Below are 15,423 nucleotides of genomic sequence, written 5' to 3'. Positions count from 1 at the left end.
TATAAAAAACGGGCCATTAATTGATGGCCCGTTTTTTTTGGCGCTGACGCTTGCTCAGCTCACATCAGCGCCCTTATCTTCGTTATTTCATGCTGGCGACCATGACATTGACATTATGCGTAAACGCCGCGGTATAGGTTGCCGCGTCTCCCCCTTTGCGGGTTAGCGCTTCCGGGTAGAGTTCCCCACCGGGCTGAGCGCCTGAGGAGGCAGCGATCTGCTTAACCAGACGAGGATCCGTCTGATTTTCAATAAAATAGGTGTGGATATGCTCGCTTTTGAGCTGGGTAATAAGCGCCGCGACATCAGATGCGCTGGCCTCAGACTCGGTTGAGAAACCAACAGGGGACATAAAGCTCACGCCGTAGCGCTGGCCGAAGTAGCCAAAGGCATCGTGACTGGTCAGCACCTTGCGTTTTTCCAGAGGAATGGCCGCGAAGCTGGATTGTGCCCAGCGGTCCAGTTTCTTAAGCTGCGCAATATAGGCCGATCCCTGCTGACGAAAATAATCCGCATCAGCCGGATCGGCTTTGATCAGCGCGTTCATTACGTTAGTGGCATAAACCACGCCGTTCTTCATGCTATTCCAGGCATGGGGATCGGTTATGGCTCTCCCCTCCTCCTCCATTGAGCGCGTGGCGATCCCTTCAGAGCTGACGATCACCTCCCCTTTATAGCCTGATGCCTTAACAAGGCGATCCATCCACCCTTCCAGGCCCAGGCCGCTGACAAATACAACATCGGCTTTAGCCAGCGCCTGACTATCCTGGGGCGTGGGTTCAAAACTATGCGGATCGCCATCCGGACCCACCAGACTTTTAACGTTGACGTGAGAGCCTCCCACCTGCTTCACGATATCAGCCAGTACTGAAAAACTGGCTACCGTGTTGACGGTTTTAGCCATAGCCAGGGGCGCGACCAGTAATGATGCCAGCGCCAGCGCGACGGGTAACTTTTTCATGCTTTCTCCTTACCACCAGAAAAACGACCGTGCGAACGGAAGAGGCCGCCGCAGGGTCCCAAAAGAATTGAGATAAAAAACAGCATGGCCGCGCTGAGCACGACCGCCGGCCCCGCGGGCAGAGAGAGGTAAAATGACCCCATCAGGCCGCTAAAACTGGCCGCAACGGCCAGGATCATCGCTGCCAAAATCGTGCCCGGTAGCGTCAGGCTCCAGAAACGGGCGGCAGCAGCAGGGAGCATCATCAGCCCCACGCACATCAGGGTGCCCAGCACCTGGAATCCCGCGACCAGATTGATAACGACCAGTATCAGAAAAATGCCGTGTACCAGCGGAGCGGCCCAGCGGTTTTGAGCGCGCAAAAAAGTGGGATCAAAGGCATCAATGACCAGCGGGCGGTAAATTATTGCGAGTATCAGCAATGACCCGACGGCGATACCGCTCACCAACATAATGGAGGGATTATCTACGGCTAACAGGGAGCCAAAGAGGACATGCAGCAGATCGACGCTGGATCCGCGCAGCGAAACGAGGGTAACGCCCAGCGCCAGCGATCCGAGGTAAAATCCGGCAAAGCTGGCATCCTCCCGCAGCGGGGTGTAGCGGCTCACCGCCCCTGATAGCAGCGCAACGGATAATCCGGCAATCACCCCGCCGGTGCCCATTGCGACCAGAGACAGTCCGGAAATCAGATAGCCAATTGCTGCACCGGGTAAAACGGCATGGGAGAGTGCGTCGCCCACCAGGCTCATTCTGCGTAACAGAAGAAATATTCCCAGTGGCGTGGCACTGAGCGAAAGCGCAATGCAGGCCACCAGCGCGCGACGCATAAAACCAAATTCAATAAAGGGATGCATTACGGACAGGATCATTACGCCCCCAAAGAACGCGGGGAATGCTGCCGGGACAGCACGCTATCGGAAACGGACCATTCGGCATGATGCTCCTGCAGGCGTATACGCTGTGGAAAATAGTTCTCCACCGTTGCCATATCATGGAGAACGACAATCAGCGTACAGCCTGCTTCGTGGCGCTCTTTGAGCAGCGATAGCAGCTGTTGGGTTGTCTGACTATCAATGCCTGTGAAGGGTTCATCAAGCAGCAGCAGGCTGGCCTCCTGCACTAATAAACGCGCGAAAAGCACACGCTGCAGCTGCCCACCGGAGAGCGTGCCTGGCTGAGCGAAGGCAAAGTCGAGCATATCGACCTTTTCCAGCGCTGACATAACGCTTCGCCGCATGGCCTTATCTATACCACCGAACCAACCGCATTTTTTCCAACATCCCATCGCCACCAGATCGAACAGGCTTATGGGAAAACTGCGGTCAATTTCAGACTGCTGCGGCAGCCAGGCGATATTGACGGATGAACGAGGCAGACTGAGTGACCCGCTGACCGGGTGCAATAAACCGGCCAGCGTTTTCAGTAAGGTTGATTTTCCGGAACCATTAGCGCCAACCAGGGCAGTCATTGAGCCCGTCAACAAGGTGCCATCCAACGCCGGGGTGACCGCCCTGCCCTGATAGCCCACGGTAAGCTGTTTGAAGGTAATCATCAGGCCAACGCCCACCCGGTGAGTAGCAGCAGAATAAATGCCAGCCCTGCGGCAAGCATCAGGCGCAGCCCGGACGAGCGGCAAAAAAGTGTCGCATGCTGCGACAGAGTGAAGTTTGAACTCACCATGACACCCTTTAGTTATGTTATAACATAACAATATACCGGATTTTTTATTTAAGAAGATATCGGCAAAATGTATCTAATTATTTCCAAAATAGGGCTGAGGCATGGGCGGTTATATAAAAAAAACTCAACTTCCGACTTTTATCTATCGCAGTAAATGGTTTTATCTACTAAGATAAATAATAGCCAAATCATCAAGATAGTTAACAGCACTGTTTAGGGGCTTGATTAATAGCCTCTTAAGACTAATTATCTCTATAAGCATTAATTAACTCATGGGGAAAAAGTGCGCAAAACCATCTCATGTAATTTAGAAAAAACTGAGGGTAACCCGGCGGCATTGGCTGAGGTTATTCAGCGGATTATTCCCAAAATAGCGGATGAACTTACAGGATCATTGATTTGGTATTCACAAAATGCCCAATATGTTCCCGAGAGTATCAAAATTATTTCTATAGAATATTTAGGTGAATCACGTTATAAGATGGCCTATAGTTTTCGTTGGTCCCTGTTCAACGCCTGCCTCGATATTGATGCTGAGGAAACCCTAAGCGAAACGGTCAATTTTCATCACACAGGCGATGCGCTCGTTTTTGATTTTATTGATACTGAACCAGCAACAGCCGCAGACGAATTTTGATTTACAAAACTGTTATTAAAAAGACATATTATCTACGTTATATTTTAGCAGGGGTTAATAACGAGATAACCCTTATCACTTCCTGGCACACAACTCGCTGAAAAGCCCGCACATGCGGCATCTTTCACTAGCTATGGAGGGGAAAAAGATGGACGAATACTCACCAAAAAGGCATGATATCGCCCAGCTTAAATTCTTGTGTGAAAACTTGTATGATGAAAGCATGGCTACATTAGGTGATAGCCATCATGGATGGGTTAATGATCCTACTTCGGCAATCAATTTGCAGCTTAACGATTTGATCGAGCATATTGCCGGATTCACCATGAATTACAAAATTAAACATATTGAAGATGATGAACTCATAAGTCAGGTAGATGAATACCTGGATGATACGTTCATGCTCTTTAGTAATTACGGAATCAACGTTCAGGATTTACAGCGCTGGCAAAAAACAGCGAAGCGTTTGTTTAATATTTTCATAGAGGAATGTGCTCAGGTCGTCTCGCAGGCAAGCCATTCATTTTAGCAACCCATTATTTTTTCAACGGTTTAACAATGACAGACAAACTTCTAACCAAAACTGATTATTTGATGCGCCTGAGGCGCTGTCGGTCAATCGACACCCTTGAGCGTGTAATAGAAAAGAATAAATACGAATTATCTGAAAACGAGCTGGCCGTATTTTATTCCGCTGCCGATCATCGTCTTGCCGAACTGACAATGAATAAACTCTACGATAAAGTCCCGGTCGCGGTATGGAAATTCGTTCGTTAAATCAAAATTATACGATTAAAAGTAGCGAGTTAAGAAAAGCTGGAGGGGGAATTGGGTGGGGGCCCTGCCAGCTACATCCCGGCACACGCGTCACCTGCTGCGGCTGCTTCCTTCCGGATCTGACCGAGTTCACAAGTTAGCATTGCGGGAGAACCAACCGGGCCCCCATTGACAAGCTCCATGTTATGGAGCGAGGGCATTATCAATGAACCCCTCCTCAATTGCAACCTATCGCGCGGTGACCGTTGTTTTCTTGTTCGATCCCTTCAATTTTTGCCCAATTTTTATTACAGTTCCGCTGAGAGGGCAAAAATATGCATGAGCAAGATTCATTCCCACAGCGCATTTGGCAGATTGTTGCTGCAATACCGACAGGTAAAGTTGCCACCTATGGTGATATCGCCCGTATGGCTGGCTCCCCACGCGCTGCGCGCCAGGTTGGCGGCGTGCTTAAACGCCTGCCGGAAGGGAGCACCCTCCCCTGGTTTCGCGTCATCAATAGCATGGGCGCAATTTCGCAGACGGGTGAGGATCTCACGCGTCAGCGCGATGCACTCTTGCGCGACGGAGTAGAAGTCAGTCGTGAGGGAAAAGTTTCGCTACGGCGTTATCGCTGGATAGAATAACCCGCCCCAAAAGAGGCGGGAAAACGTTACAGTGAGGTCGGTGCGGGTACGGAAGATGAAGGACTAACCTGCGTTGGAGATGTCGACGGCAGGGTTGTCGCCGCCCCGCTCTGTGTTGGCAGAGCCATGGACGGAACCGGAACCAATACCAAATCCTGTTTATGACCACCGGTATTAACCGCCTGCTTGACGCTATCGGTGATAAACATCATCTTGCCATTAACAGTAATGGCGGCGCTGAGCAGGATACGCGCGTCAGGCTTTATATCAGACGGGTTAAACGGCAGGATAAATTTGAACGGTGCCTGTTTTCCATCCGTGCGAACGACGCGCTGTGAAATAACTTTCGAAGGAGCATCAGCCACGGTCGCATCAGAGAGCGTTACCGTTAAAACGGCATCCGGCGGTAATGCAATGCGTTGGCGGATGTAGATGCTACCGCTGACGTTGGGCTGGCGAAGAGTAGCCTGCTGACCGGCTACCTGTGATGCCAGCGTCGCGGTAGGCACATCGTGACCTTTTTGAGCGCATCCGGATAATGCGACAGCCAGTGCGGCGCCCGTTAATATTGGTAAAACTTTCATTGACTTATTCTCCTTATGATCAATGTTAATAGCGTGATCTCGGTGAGTCACCGGGAGTAGTGCAACACTAACCCGTTGAGTTTATTCTGGCACAAGTTACTGATTTTTTCCTGTTACTGCCGTTTAACCGCCTTTTATGTTGATTGTTAGCCTGCATGCTGCGCTGACGACTCCGAATGAAAAACTAAAAAAACACCACAGAGAGGCCATAATGAGCCAGGCATTACAAAATTTATTGAATCTGCTTCATCTCGAGAAGCTCGAAGAAGGGCTGTTTCGGGGTCAGAGCGAAGATTTGGGGCTTCGTCAGGTATTTGGCGGGCAGGTTGTGGGTCAGGCTCTCTGTGCCGCCAAGCAGACGGTACCCGCCGAACGCGTTATCCACTCCTTCCACAGCTATTTTCTCAGACCGGGCGACAGCCAGAAAGCCATCGTCTATGAGGTAGAAACGCTGCGCGATGGGCAGAGTTTTAGCGCTCGCCGCGTCAGCGCCGTGCAAAACGGTCAGCCTATATTTTTTATGACCGCCTCTTTCCAGGCACCTGAAAGCGGATTTGAGCACCAGAAGACCATGCCAGATGTCCCCGGGCCGGAAAATTTAGCCAGTGAGAGTGAAATTGCAGCACAGCTCGCACCTTTTATCCCCGAAAAGTTGAGAGAGAAGTTTCTGGCGGAAAAGCCCTTTGAGTTCCGTCCGGTCAGCTTCCATAACCCCCTTAAGGGGCACGTAGAGGAACCCCGCCGCTACGTCTGGATAAAAGCTAACGGCAACGTGCCGGAAGAGAAGCGGATCCATCAGTATCTGCTAGGGTACGCGTCCGACTTCAACTTTCTGCCGGTTGCTCTTCAGCCGCATGGGAAAGGGTTTCTTGAGCCAGGCATGCAGGTTGCCACCATCGACCATTCAATGTGGTTTCACCGCCCGTTCGATTTAAATCAGTGGCTGTTGTACAGCGTTGAAAGTACCTCGGCATCCGGGGCCAGGGGTTTTGTTCGTGGAGAATTTTATACCCTTGACGGCACGCTGGTGGCATCGACCGTTCAGGAAGGCGTTATGCGTCTTCGCCAGGCCTGAAACTGATTTGTTTTCGTAAAAAAACGGCTCCCACTTACCGGGAGCCGTTGGCTGTTGTCAATCTCGTGCTTTAGGCTTACTGGTTATAAGCGTTTTCACCATGGCTGTTAACGTCCAGACCTTCACGCTCCTGATCTTCTGGTACGCGCAGCCCAACCGTCATATCCGCCACTTTGAAGGCGATAAAGGCGACTACGCCAGTCCAGACGATGGTCACGCCAACGCTGAATAACTGAACGCCAATCTGATGCCCCATGGTCACGCCCTGAGCGTAACCTACGCCACCCAGTGAGGAGGAGGCAAATACGCCGGTCAGGATACAGCCCAGAATCCCGCAAACGCCATGGACGCCGAACACATCACAGGGGTCGTCAACGCGCAGCCATTTCTTCAGGACGGTCACGCCCCAGAGGCCCGCCAGACCACCCGCGATACCAATAATCAGAGCACCGCCGACCCCAACGTAACCACAGGCAGGCGTGATCGCGACCAGACCACCAATGGCACCGGAACAGACGCCCAGTAAAGAAGGTTTGCCGCGAAGGGCCCACTCGCCGAACGTCCAGCTAAGCATCGCACCCGCTGTCGCCATCACGGTGTTCAGGAATGCCAGACCCGCAATTTCGTTTGCCGCGCTGGCCGAGCCCGCATTAAAGCCGAACCAGCCCACATAAAGGATTGCCGTACCGGTGAAAACCATGGGCAGGTTATGCGGTTTGAATGCCTCTTTACCAAAGCCCGCGCGTTTGCCCACGAGGTAAGCGCCTACCAGTCCCGCCACTGCGGCATTGATATGCACCACGGTGCCACCCGCGAAATCCAGTGCTCCATCCTGCGCCAGCAGGCCACCGGACCAGACCATATGGGCGATAGGTAAATAAGAGAAGGTCAGCCAGATAGCGACAAAAATCAGCACGGCAGAGAAGCGGATGCGTTCTGCAATTGAACCGACAATCAGTCCCACGGTGATGCAGGCGAAAGATGCCTGGAAAGAGACGTGGATATACTGATAGAAAGTGCCCACCAGCGACGTGAGCTGAATGTTTTTCAGCATCGCCATGCTGAAACCGCCGAAGAAAGCATTACCGTCGCTAAAGGCGAGAGAGTAGCCGTAAATCATCCACAGTACGCAGACCATGGCGAAAGTGACAGAAACCTGTGTCAGCATGGAGAGCACATTTTTGGCGCGGATCAGACCACCGTAAAACAGTGCAATACCGGGTAAGGTCATAAAAAGCACCAGCGCGGTGCAAATCATCATAAAGGCGTTATCGGCTTTATCCGCGACCGGTGGCGCTGCTGCCATCGCCAGCGACGGTAACATTGCCAGGCCTGCGAGGCCCAATTTAGCAATTTTTTTATTCATTTTATCCCATCCCATCACAATTCTTAGCCCCGGGGTTACAGTGCCGCTTCGTCCGTTTCACCGGTACGGATTCGAATCACACGCTCCAGCTCAGCAACAAAAATTTTGCCGTCACCAATTTTGCCGGTATAAGCGGCTTTACCAATGACATCAACCACTTCGTCGAGCTGATCGTCTGCAATTGCAATATCTATTTTTACTTTTGGCAGGAAGTTCACGCTGTATTCAGCACCGCGATAGAGTTCTGCATGGCCCTTCTGGCGACCAAACCCTTTTACTTCAGTTACGGTAAGCCCCTGAATACCAATAGAGGAGAGTGCTTCTCGCACATCTTCCAGTTTAAACGGTTTGATTACCACGGTAACCAGCTTCATACGATCCCCTCCAGGTATTGAAAATGGCTGATTCGCCCGACACCGGCTAAATAAAGCAAAGCCTGTGCCATAAATCTGAAAGTGGTCCGTTTCAGATGCTAAACCAGGTTGGGCCAGGTATTGTCGGCTTATCAGCATGAAGGGATTTTTAAAGCGGCCCGCCGCGGGCAAAAAAAACGCACCATTAGAGTGCGTAACGCCTCAGGTGAGTGCAGATGGGATTGATACGAGGAACCCGACGCCAGAAAATAGTGCAGCGAAGCGGCAGGTTGATAAGGTGTTAGCTGTCACCAGCTATCTGTTATCTGTTATCTGTTATCTGTTATCTGTTATCAGCTATCTGTTGTCAGTTGTCAGTTGTCAGTTGTCAGTTGTCAGTTGTCAGTTGTCAGCCAGCCAGCCAACAGCCAACAGCCAGCATAGTAGTTAGCTGGCCAACACATTACCGGCCTCAAGATCCTGCCCTACCTGCTGTAGCTGGTACATTTGCCAGTAGCGCCCTTTCTTCTCCTGGAGCTGTCGGTGGGTACCCTGTTCCACGATGCGGCCACGGTGTAACACCAGGATTTCGTCCGCCTCGGTAATAGTGGATAACCGGTGGGCGATCACCACCAGCGTGGTTTGCTGCCGAACGATCTCCAGCGCTTTCTGAACCGCCTGCTCCGTGCCTGAATCGATATTCGCCGTGGCTTCATCGAGGATTAGAATCTGCGGAGAGGCCACCAGAACGCGCGCCATGGCCAGCAGCTGTTTCTGTCCAACCGACAAATTATTACCCTGCTCACCAAGACGGGTATAGATACCGTCGGAGAGACTATGGGCAAGTTCAGCTAGCTGTACCGTTTTCAGCGCCTGCCAGACCTGCTCTTCGCTGATATCACGTCCCAGCGTAACGTTGGCAAAAAAAGTATCAGCCAGCACCACAGGATCCTGCTGAACCATGGCCACGCCCAGCCGCAGTGCATCATGGCTTAAGGAATCAAGCGGCCGCCCATCGAGGCGAATTTCTCCCTGCTTCAGCGGGTAATACCCCATCATCAGGTTAACCAGCGTACTTTTGCCGCTGCCGGTATGCCCCACCAGCGCGATAAAACGTTGGGAGGGAATGGTGATGTTGATGTCATTAAGCACGGGCCGGTGGTCATCGTAGGCGAAGGTCAGATCGGTAATCTCAATGCTGCCCGTCACAAGCGGTCTTGCGTCTGCGCCGTAGTGCTGGCGAGGCGCATCCATCAGTTCAAAAATGCGCTCGCCCGCCACAATGGCCTGCTGCAGCATCGACTGCTGGGTCGTTAGCTCTATCAGCGGTTCGTTAAGCCGGCCGAGATAATTGATAAAGGCATAAAGCACACCGACCTGAACGGAACCCACCGATGAAAAGCCAAACAGCATCATCAGGCCGCAGAGGATAATCGCTGAAAAGAGGCTCAAGAGTGGACGCAGTAGAAAGCCATCCAGCCTCAGCGTTTCCATACGGGCAAGATAGTGCGATCGGCTGGCTTCACCCATCCTCTCACCAAAGCGGGCCTGTTGACGAAACTGCTGGATAACGCTCATGCCGCCAATCACTTCATTGAAGCCATTGTTAATATCGGCCAGATAGCTTCGGACCCGCCGTACAATTGGCGTACTGTAGCGTTGATAGATAAGCATCACCGTCAGCACCGCGGGGAAAATGGTGACAGCAACCAGCGCCATTCGCCAGTCCAGACTGAACATCGCTACCAGCATGGCCCCGATTAAGGCCGCGCTGCGCAGGACGGTGGCAACTACCGTCACATAGAGATCCCGCACGACTTCGGTATCGTTAGTGACCCGCGAGATAATCTGACCAACGGGCTGCGTATCAAAAGCACTCAACGGCTGACGCAGAGCGGCATCCATTACGTCAGTCCGCAGCTGCTGCACAACGCCTACCGCGGCCTGATTGAAAAGCAGTGCCTGCCAGTAATGCAGCGCGGCAGCGAGTCCCTGTAATAACAGAAAGCTGAACGCCAGTCCGGTGACAATCCCCAGTGGCATGTTGTGCTTTGCCAGCAGGTTATCAATAAAATAGCTCACCAGTATGGGACCAATAACCTCTGCACCCGCGGCAATCCATAATAGCAGCACCGCCAGCCCAATTGATTTGCGCCACGGTGAGCCATAAGACAGAAGACGCTTCAGCGTCGGCCAGAGCTGTGCAAGATTATTCATTGCCTGTTTCCTTCACGGTCTCATCTTCATCAAGCGCTGCTTCAAGCTGCTGATAGCGGTACATCTCCTGATACCATCCCGGCGTTGCGGCCAGCGCCTCATGCTGTCCACGCTGGGCGACCGTTCCCTTCTGCATAACCAGTATTTCATTTGCCTCGCTGAGTGCAGAAAGGCGATGGGCAGCGATGATAATGGTTCTTCCCTCACCCCAGCGCCGCAGGTTTTGCAATATCTGATGTTCGGTGCGGCCATCCACTGCGCTAAGCGCATCGTCCAGTATCAGGATTTCAGCATTCAGCAGCAGCGCCCGGGCAATGGAAATACGCTGCTTCTGACCACCGGAAAGCATAACGCCACGCTCACCGACCTCCGTGGAATAGCCCTGGGGCAGGCGAAGAATATCCTCATGAACGTAGGCCAGCTTCGCCGCCTGCTCAATGTCGCTCTGACTGGCACCCGGCCTGCCCAGCGCGATATTGTTGGCGACCGAATCAGAGAAGAGAAACGGCGTCTGGCTGACCACGGCTAATCGGCTGCGCCAGCTATCCAGCCGCAGCTGCGTCAGTGGAATGCCATGAAAGCGAATATCGCCCTGCGCAATATCGAAATGTCGCTGGATAAGACTGAGCAAGGTGCTTTTCCCGGCGCCGGTTGGGCCACACAGCCCTAACATCTGGCCCGGTTTCAGGCTGACGTTAATATGTTTTAGCGAGGGGCGATTTGCACCGGGATAGCTAAATTCCCGCACGGCGATCTGCAACTGACCGCGATCCGTCGGGGGAACTTTGGTGCCATCCTCAACGCCCGGCATCTCTGCCAGCAGGGAGCGTATACGGCTCCACGCCGCGCTTCCGCGCTCGACGATGTTGAACATCCACGCCAGGGCTAGCATTGGCCAGATCATCAGGCCAAGATACATCACAAAGCTGGTTAACTGCCCCAGCGTCAGCTGTTCATGCCAGACCAGCCAGCTGCCTCCGACGAACGTCAACAAATTCGACATGCCAATGGCAATATAGATGGTGGGATCAAAGCGGGCATCCACGCGGGCGACACGCAGATTTTTTTGCCCGGTATCACGCGCGGCCGCGGCAAACTGCCCGGACTGGTTGTCTTCCAGTCCGAACGCCTTAATCATACGAATACTGGTCAGGCTCTGCTGCGTCTGGTCGTTAAGGGAAGAGAATGCCGCCTGCGCCGCCTTAAATCGCTGATGCAGTTGGTCACCGTAGCGCTTAATCACCACCGCCATCACTGGCATGGGCAGAAGTGCCAGCAGCGTAAGCTGCCAGCTAATTTGGGTACTCATGACAATCAGCACCGCCATGCCCATTACCAGCGAATCAACCAGCGTCAGCACGCCTTCGCCAGCCGCAAATACCACCCGGTCAACGTCATTGGTCGCGCGGGCAATCAGATCGCCGGTACGGTGTCGCAAGTAAAATTCTGGCGGCTGACGGCTGAGCTGACGGTAGAAATCCTGCCGAAGCTCCACTGCAAGCTGATAGGAAGCGCCAAACAGCAGTACGCGCCATACGTAGCGGAGAAGATATACCACCACAGCGGTGAGCAGCATCACGCCAACCCACATGATAATTCCAGAAGTATGCATCCGATGCGCTGTGGCACCATCAACAATGATACCGACGATTTTGGGCGGCAGCAGTTGCAGCAGAGCAATGATGATTAGCAGGAACACCGCGCCCAAATAGCGCCGCCATTCACGAATAAAATACCAGCTTAATTGCTTAAACAATCGCACAAAAACCGTCCTGGATAGGGGTAAGCCTCAACATCAATACGTAACCATCAGCTTAGCGGAAGTGCCGTGGTGTATTTTATCTCTTCCATGGCAAAGCTCGAAGTCACATCAAGTAAACCTGGAACACCGTTCACCAAACGTTTATAAAAAGCGTCATAGGTTTTCATATCGGCGACCTGGACCCGCAGCAGGTAGTCATATTCGCCCGCCATACGGTAGCAGCCCATCACTTCCGGCATCGCCTTCACAACCTCAACGAATTGTTGGTACCAGCTGCTGCTGTGCTGCTGCGTTTTAATCAGCATAAAGGCGGTTAATGACAGTGCCAGCTTATCCGCATCAAGCAGCGCTACCCGTCCGCGAATATAGCCTTCATCCTCCAGGCGTTTCAAGCGCTTCCAGCAGGGTGTGGTGGTCAGGTGTACGGCATCCGCCAGCGCCTGCAATGAGAGCGTACAATCCTGTTGAAGCAGTGAAAGGAGCAAAAAATCCTTCTTATCCAGCGCTGAATCAGGCATTTTTTCTCCTCATCCCCAAATTGACGCCATCAGTATAGCAAAAATTGCTCAGGATAATTCGCTAACCTGTGCCAACGGTTACTGAAGGATCATTTATGCAAACGCACTCTTATAGAAAATTGATTATTGTTCTGCTGTTTATCGTCGTTTCATTAACTTGGGGAACAACGTGGATGGCCATGAAAATAGCCGTCGGGTCAGTACCTCCACTTTTCGCCACCGGATTACGTTTTCTTTCGGCTGCCCCTTTTCTGCTATTGCTGTGCTGGATAATGAAGGCACCCTTTCTGTTTCCTCGCGGCAGTCGGCTGTTTCAGGCTGCCGTCACGATCTTCTACTTTGCGATCCCCTTTACCCTGATGATATTTGGGGAGCGATATACTTCATCCAGCCTTGCCGCCATCATTTTTTCAACCATGCCTGCGGCGGTACTGGCCGCCTCCATTATCTTTCTCAAAGAGAGTACCTCGCTGCAGCAGGTCTGTGGGTTAGCGATTAGTCTGACCGCGCTGGCCGCTATTATCTGGCTGGAATCGCACCAGCATGACGGTAGCCTTTTTACAGGCGTGCTGGCACTGATCGCAGCAGTCTGTCTGCATGCGATTATGTACGTGCAGTGTAAAAAGCGCTGCCATCAGGTATCCGTCATGACCTATAACGCCCTGCCCTGCCTGATGGCCGGGATGATGCTTACCGCCACGGGGTGGCTGGTTGAAAAACCCAGCGTGGCGGACTTTACTCAGGGTGCATTAATGGCAATCGTCTATCTTGGCGTGGTGGCAGGCGTAGCCGGTATCCTGTGCTATTTTTTGTTGCAAAAGCTGGCCAGAGCCTTTCAGGCATCACTGGTCTTCCTTGTGTTTCCGCTGATTGCCATTGCGCTGGAAGCCGCAATAAACGGTAACCCCATCTCTCCGCAGTCGCTGTGGCTCATGCTGCCGTTCCTTAGCGGAATACTGCTGACGCTTTTCAAACGTTCGCCCGCAGTGGAAAAAATGGCATGCGGCGCTGAATCCGTCAAAAATTTGCAGAAGATGTAGCCCATTTTTGCCCGGCCTGCGCCGTTTCGCCACCTGGCCTGGCGCTGAGGCTACCCTTCTGCCGCGGCAGGGATTACCATAGGCCGCAATAAATGAATAAGGTTAAAAGTATGAAACGTGCAGTAGTGGTCTTTAGCGGTGGTCAGGATTCAACCACCTGTTTGATACAGGCGTTGAAACAGTATGACGAAGTGCATTGTGTCACCTTTGATTACGGTCAGCGTCACCGGGAAGAAATTGAGGTGGCTGCAGCGCTTTCTCAATCTCTGGGCGCGCGGGCGCATAAGGTGCTGGACGTTACGCTCCTTAATGAGCTGGCAATCAGCAGCCTGACGCGCGACAGCATCCCTGTCCCTGCCTGGAACCCTGATGCCACGGGTCTTCCCAGTACCTTTGTACCGGGTCGCAACATTCTGTTCTTAACTCTGGCAGCAATTTATGCTTATCAGGTAGAAGCAGAAGCCGTGATCACCGGGGTCTGTGAAACTGACTTTTCTGGCTATCCCGACTGCCGGGATGAATTTGTTAAGGCCCTCAATCACGCAGTTACCCTGGGCATGGCTCGCAACGTTCGCTTTGAAACGCCGCTGATGTGGCTGAATAAGGCAGAAACCTGGGCGCTCGCCGACTACTGGCAGCACTTGCCTTTGGTACGCAGCGAAACCTTAACCTGCTATAACGGCATTAAAGGTGCAGGTTGCACAGAGTGCGCTGCCTGCAACCTGAGGGCCCGTGGTTTGCAGGAATATCTCGATCAAAAAGAGGCCATTATGCAGGAGATGAAGCGTAAAACTGGCTTAAGCTGAAAGCCTCTATTTCTGGTCGGCTCGTGATGCTGACATCTCTTTCTGGCCGGCTCGGGATGCAGGCATCTGTTTCGTGTCGACCCGGGCTGTAAGCATTGCTTCCATCCTGCGCTTTAAATCGCCCTCCATCGGCTGCGCTTTTTGCGTGCGCAGATCGATGCAAACGAAGGTCAGCATGGCGTCAGCCACTACCTCGCCGTTCGGTGCCAGCGTCACCGTCTGACCAATGACCCCACTTTTTCCTCCCAGTTGTACAAGCTGACTCTCTATCTGCAGTACGTCACCCATAACGGCGGGCCGCCGATAGTTGATGTTGATGTTCACGACCACAAAAGCCAGATGGTTATCGTTAAGCCAGTGGAACGATTCCAGATTCTCCAGCCATTCCCAGCGCGCTTCCTCCAGAAATTCCAGATAGCGAGCATTGTTGACGTGCTGATAAATATCGAGGTGGTAACCACGTACTTTTATTGTTGTGTGCATAATCACTCAGCCATTAAGAGGGCCATACCCACTGGTATGACCTCCTCAAGATTAGCAGGCAGTCAGAACATCTGACGGGAAAGCGGTGGATCCCGCGAAGCAGATCACAATTTAAGCCGCGACAGATTTCGCTCCACCAGGGCGTTACCCATACCGGGAACCTCTTTTAACTGTTCGATTTGCGTGAAGGCTCCGTAGCGATCGCGGTAGCTGACAATGGCTTCTGCCTTTTTCAGGCCTACCCCGTTAAGCGCCGCGGCAAACTCTTCCGCAGTGGCGTGATTAATACTGATTTGCCCGTCCGTGGTCGTTCGGCCTGATTCCATCTGTAGGCCCGGCTCAGCGCCCCGGCTGGTCGCGGTTTCTGCCTGTGCCACTGAGAGAGCCAGAGGGCTAAGGGCTAAAGCAAAAAATAGTGCAGACAGTGAAAGGTGTTTCATGCTGTTTTCCTCCGTGTATTTGACAGCACGTCCAAACTAGGTCAGAGGCAGTGCGGATACAAACGGCGGATAACAGAAATGGAAAAGGCCGCGAA

18 protein-coding genes, 1 other RNA gene and 1 pseudogene are annotated in these 15,423 nt (G+C 52.6%); 7 read left to right on the top strand and 13 right to left on the bottom strand.

The features are described 5' to 3' along the window. Positions 1 to 82: 82 nt before the first annotated feature. Genes A1830_RS09925 through A1830_RS23700 form a run of 4 tightly spaced genes read right to left on the bottom strand, consistent with a single transcriptional unit; the run spans position 83 to position 2,644 of the window. Entirely contained in the window at positions 83 to 961 is an 879-nt protein-coding gene (locus tag A1830_RS09925; protein ID WP_067705289.1) for a metal ABC transporter substrate-binding protein, read from the bottom strand. After that, positions 958 to 1,833 carry a metal ABC transporter permease gene (locus A1830_RS09920; protein ID WP_369815701.1) on the bottom strand — a complete coding sequence of 292 codons (876 nt, stop codon included), beginning with the start codon at positions 1,831 to 1,833 and terminating at the stop codon, positions 958 to 960. The genes A1830_RS09925 and A1830_RS09920 overlap by 4 nt, the downstream gene beginning before the upstream one ends. Continuing rightward, on the bottom strand, positions 1,833 to 2,516 hold the full coding sequence (locus A1830_RS09915; RefSeq protein WP_067705577.1) for a metal ABC transporter ATP-binding protein: 684 nt from the start codon (positions 2,514 to 2,516) through the stop codon (positions 1,833 to 1,835). Before A1830_RS09915 ends, A1830_RS09920 begins: the two co-directional genes overlap by 1 nt. Further along, on the bottom strand, positions 2,516 to 2,644 hold the full coding sequence (locus A1830_RS23700) for a hypothetical protein (RefSeq protein WP_255362074.1): 129 nt from the start codon (positions 2,642 to 2,644) through the stop codon (positions 2,516 to 2,518). The genes A1830_RS09915 and A1830_RS23700 overlap by 1 nt, the downstream gene beginning before the upstream one ends. 283 nt (positions 2,645 to 2,927) lie before the next feature. Here A1830_RS23700 and A1830_RS09910 point away from each other — a divergent pair, with 283 nt between their 5' ends. From A1830_RS09910 to A1830_RS09900, 3 genes are all read left to right on the top strand, one after another. Then, positions 2,928 to 3,281: a hypothetical protein gene (locus A1830_RS09910; RefSeq protein ID WP_067705287.1), complete on the top strand. Its 354-nt coding sequence runs from the start codon at positions 2,928 to 2,930 to the stop codon at positions 3,279 to 3,281. Positions 3,282 to 3,429: 148 nt separating this feature from the next. Continuing rightward, a complete protein-coding gene (gene tomB / locus A1830_RS09905; RefSeq protein ID WP_067705573.1) occupies positions 3,430 to 3,810 on the top strand; it encodes an Hha toxicity modulator TomB in 381 nt (126 codons plus the stop codon). Positions 3,811 to 3,839: 29 nt separating this feature from the next. Next, positions 3,840 to 4,058 carry an HHA domain-containing protein gene (locus A1830_RS09900; protein ID WP_067705285.1) on the top strand — a complete coding sequence of 73 codons (219 nt, stop codon included), beginning with the start codon at positions 3,840 to 3,842 and terminating at the stop codon, positions 4,056 to 4,058. Positions 4,059 to 4,120: 62 nt separating this feature from the next. Here the strand turns inward: A1830_RS09900 and ffs are convergent. Continuing rightward, positions 4,121 to 4,217: signal recognition particle sRNA small type (ffs, locus tag A1830_RS09895), an RNA gene on the bottom strand. 155 nt (positions 4,218 to 4,372) lie between these two features. Here ffs and A1830_RS09890 point away from each other — a divergent pair. Next, positions 4,373 to 4,684 carry an MGMT family protein gene (locus A1830_RS09890; RefSeq protein WP_067705283.1) on the top strand — a complete coding sequence of 104 codons (312 nt, stop codon included), beginning with the start codon at positions 4,373 to 4,375 and terminating at the stop codon, positions 4,682 to 4,684. A gap of 26 nt (positions 4,685 to 4,710) precedes the next feature. Here the strand turns inward: A1830_RS09890 and A1830_RS09885 are convergent, their stop codons facing one another. Further along, a complete protein-coding gene (locus tag A1830_RS09885; protein ID WP_067705282.1) occupies positions 4,711 to 5,268 on the bottom strand; it encodes a YbaY family lipoprotein in 558 nt (185 codons plus the stop codon). Between the two features lie 211 nt (positions 5,269 to 5,479). Here A1830_RS09885 and tesB point away from each other — a divergent pair, with 211 nt between their 5' ends. Beyond that, positions 5,480 to 6,343 carry an acyl-CoA thioesterase II gene (gene tesB / locus A1830_RS09880; RefSeq protein ID WP_067705280.1) on the top strand — a complete coding sequence of 288 codons (864 nt, stop codon included), beginning with the start codon at positions 5,480 to 5,482 and terminating at the stop codon, positions 6,341 to 6,343. A 76-nt stretch (positions 6,344 to 6,419) separates the two neighbouring features. Here the strand turns inward: tesB and amtB are convergent, their stop codons facing one another. The 5 genes from amtB to A1830_RS09855 form a co-directional block, all read right to left on the bottom strand. After that, complete coding sequence (gene amtB, locus A1830_RS09875) at positions 6,420 to 7,709, bottom strand: ammonium transporter AmtB (RefSeq protein WP_067705572.1); 1,290 nt, start codon at positions 7,707 to 7,709, stop codon at positions 6,420 to 6,422. Between the two features lie 35 nt (positions 7,710 to 7,744). Continuing rightward, positions 7,745 to 8,083 carry a P-II family nitrogen regulator gene (glnK, locus tag A1830_RS09870; RefSeq protein ID WP_067705278.1) on the bottom strand — a complete coding sequence of 113 codons (339 nt, stop codon included), beginning with the start codon at positions 8,081 to 8,083 and terminating at the stop codon, positions 7,745 to 7,747. Between the two features lie 426 nt (positions 8,084 to 8,509). Further along, the gene (locus A1830_RS09865; RefSeq protein WP_067705276.1) at positions 8,510 to 10,279 is read right to left on the bottom strand and encodes a SmdB family multidrug efflux ABC transporter permease/ATP-binding protein; all 1,770 of its coding nucleotides are present in this window, start codon (positions 10,277 to 10,279) and stop codon (positions 8,510 to 8,512) included. After that, positions 10,272 to 12,041 carry a SmdA family multidrug ABC transporter permease/ATP-binding protein gene (locus tag A1830_RS09860; protein WP_067705274.1) on the bottom strand — a complete coding sequence of 590 codons (1,770 nt, stop codon included), beginning with the start codon at positions 12,039 to 12,041 and terminating at the stop codon, positions 10,272 to 10,274. Before A1830_RS09860 ends, A1830_RS09865 begins: the two co-directional genes overlap by 8 nt. Positions 12,042 to 12,088: 47 nt before the next feature. Further along, positions 12,089 to 12,559: an Lrp/AsnC family transcriptional regulator gene (locus A1830_RS09855; protein WP_067705272.1), complete on the bottom strand. Its 471-nt coding sequence runs from the start codon at positions 12,557 to 12,559 to the stop codon at positions 12,089 to 12,091. A gap of 95 nt (positions 12,560 to 12,654) precedes the next feature. Here A1830_RS09855 and A1830_RS09850 point away from each other — a divergent pair, with 95 nt between their 5' ends. Together A1830_RS09850 and queC are read left to right on the top strand one after the other, a co-directional pair. Further along, positions 12,655 to 13,599, top strand: coding sequence for a DMT family transporter (locus A1830_RS09850; RefSeq protein WP_067705270.1), 945 nt, complete (start codon positions 12,655 to 12,657; stop codon positions 13,597 to 13,599). A 110-nt stretch (positions 13,600 to 13,709) separates the two neighbouring features. Continuing rightward, positions 13,710 to 14,405 carry a 7-cyano-7-deazaguanine synthase QueC gene (gene queC / locus A1830_RS09845; RefSeq protein ID WP_067705570.1) on the top strand — a complete coding sequence of 232 codons (696 nt, stop codon included), beginning with the start codon at positions 13,710 to 13,712 and terminating at the stop codon, positions 14,403 to 14,405. Between the two features lie 93 nt (positions 14,406 to 14,498). On the opposite strand, the pseudogene A1830_RS09840 reads toward queC, so the two are convergent. Together A1830_RS09840 and A1830_RS09835 are read right to left on the bottom strand one after the other, a co-directional pair. After that, a pseudogene (locus A1830_RS09840) lies at positions 14,499 to 14,888 on the bottom strand (acyl-CoA thioesterase); the annotation flags it as partial. Between the two features lie 104 nt (positions 14,889 to 14,992). Next, positions 14,993 to 15,328 carry a helix-hairpin-helix domain-containing protein gene (locus tag A1830_RS09835; RefSeq protein WP_067705268.1) on the bottom strand — a complete coding sequence of 112 codons (336 nt, stop codon included), beginning with the start codon at positions 15,326 to 15,328 and terminating at the stop codon, positions 14,993 to 14,995. Positions 15,329 to 15,423: the final 95 nt, after the last annotated feature.

Source organism: Erwinia sp. ErVv1 (assembly GCF_900068895.1).
GTDB lineage: Bacteria > Pseudomonadota > Gammaproteobacteria > Enterobacterales > Enterobacteriaceae > Erwinia.
Note: the sequence above shows the minus strand (reverse complement) of the source record. Positions and strands in the feature narration are given on the sequence as shown.

Coding starts and splice junctions, on each gene's coding strand:
- A1830_RS09925 (WP_067705289.1), bottom strand. CDS start 961: ATGAAAAAGTTACCCGTCGCGCTGGCGCTGGCATCATTACTGGTCGCG.
- A1830_RS09920 (WP_369815701.1), bottom strand. CDS start 1,833: ATGATCCTGTCCGTAATGCATCCCTTTATTGAATTTGGTTTTATGCGT.
- A1830_RS09915 (WP_067705577.1), bottom strand. CDS start 2,516: ATGATTACCTTCAAACAGCTTACCGTGGGCTATCAGGGCAGGGCGGTC.
- A1830_RS23700 (WP_255362074.1), bottom strand. CDS start 2,644: ATGGTGAGTTCAAACTTCACTCTGTCGCAGCATGCGACACTTTTTTGC.
- tomB (WP_067705573.1), top strand. CDS start 3,430: ATGGACGAATACTCACCAAAAAGGCATGATATCGCCCAGCTTAAATTC.
- A1830_RS09900 (WP_067705285.1), top strand. CDS start 3,840: ATGACAGACAAACTTCTAACCAAAACTGATTATTTGATGCGCCTGAGG.
- A1830_RS09890 (WP_067705283.1), top strand. CDS start 4,373: ATGCATGAGCAAGATTCATTCCCACAGCGCATTTGGCAGATTGTTGCT.
- A1830_RS09885 (WP_067705282.1), bottom strand. CDS start 5,268: ATGAAAGTTTTACCAATATTAACGGGCGCCGCACTGGCTGTCGCATTA.
- tesB (WP_067705280.1), top strand. CDS start 5,480: ATGAGCCAGGCATTACAAAATTTATTGAATCTGCTTCATCTCGAGAAG.
- amtB (WP_067705572.1), bottom strand. CDS start 7,709: ATGAATAAAAAAATTGCTAAATTGGGCCTCGCAGGCCTGGCAATGTTA.
- glnK (WP_067705278.1), bottom strand. CDS start 8,083: ATGAAGCTGGTTACCGTGGTAATCAAACCGTTTAAACTGGAAGATGTG.
- A1830_RS09865 (WP_067705276.1), bottom strand. CDS start 10,279: ATGAATAATCTTGCACAGCTCTGGCCGACGCTGAAGCGTCTTCTGTCT.
- A1830_RS09855 (WP_067705272.1), bottom strand. CDS start 12,559: ATGCCTGATTCAGCGCTGGATAAGAAGGATTTTTTGCTCCTTTCACTG.
- A1830_RS09850 (WP_067705270.1), top strand. CDS start 12,655: ATGCAAACGCACTCTTATAGAAAATTGATTATTGTTCTGCTGTTTATC.
- queC (WP_067705570.1), top strand. CDS start 13,710: ATGAAACGTGCAGTAGTGGTCTTTAGCGGTGGTCAGGATTCAACCACC.
- A1830_RS09835 (WP_067705268.1), bottom strand. CDS start 15,328: ATGAAACACCTTTCACTGTCTGCACTATTTTTTGCTTTAGCCCTTAGC.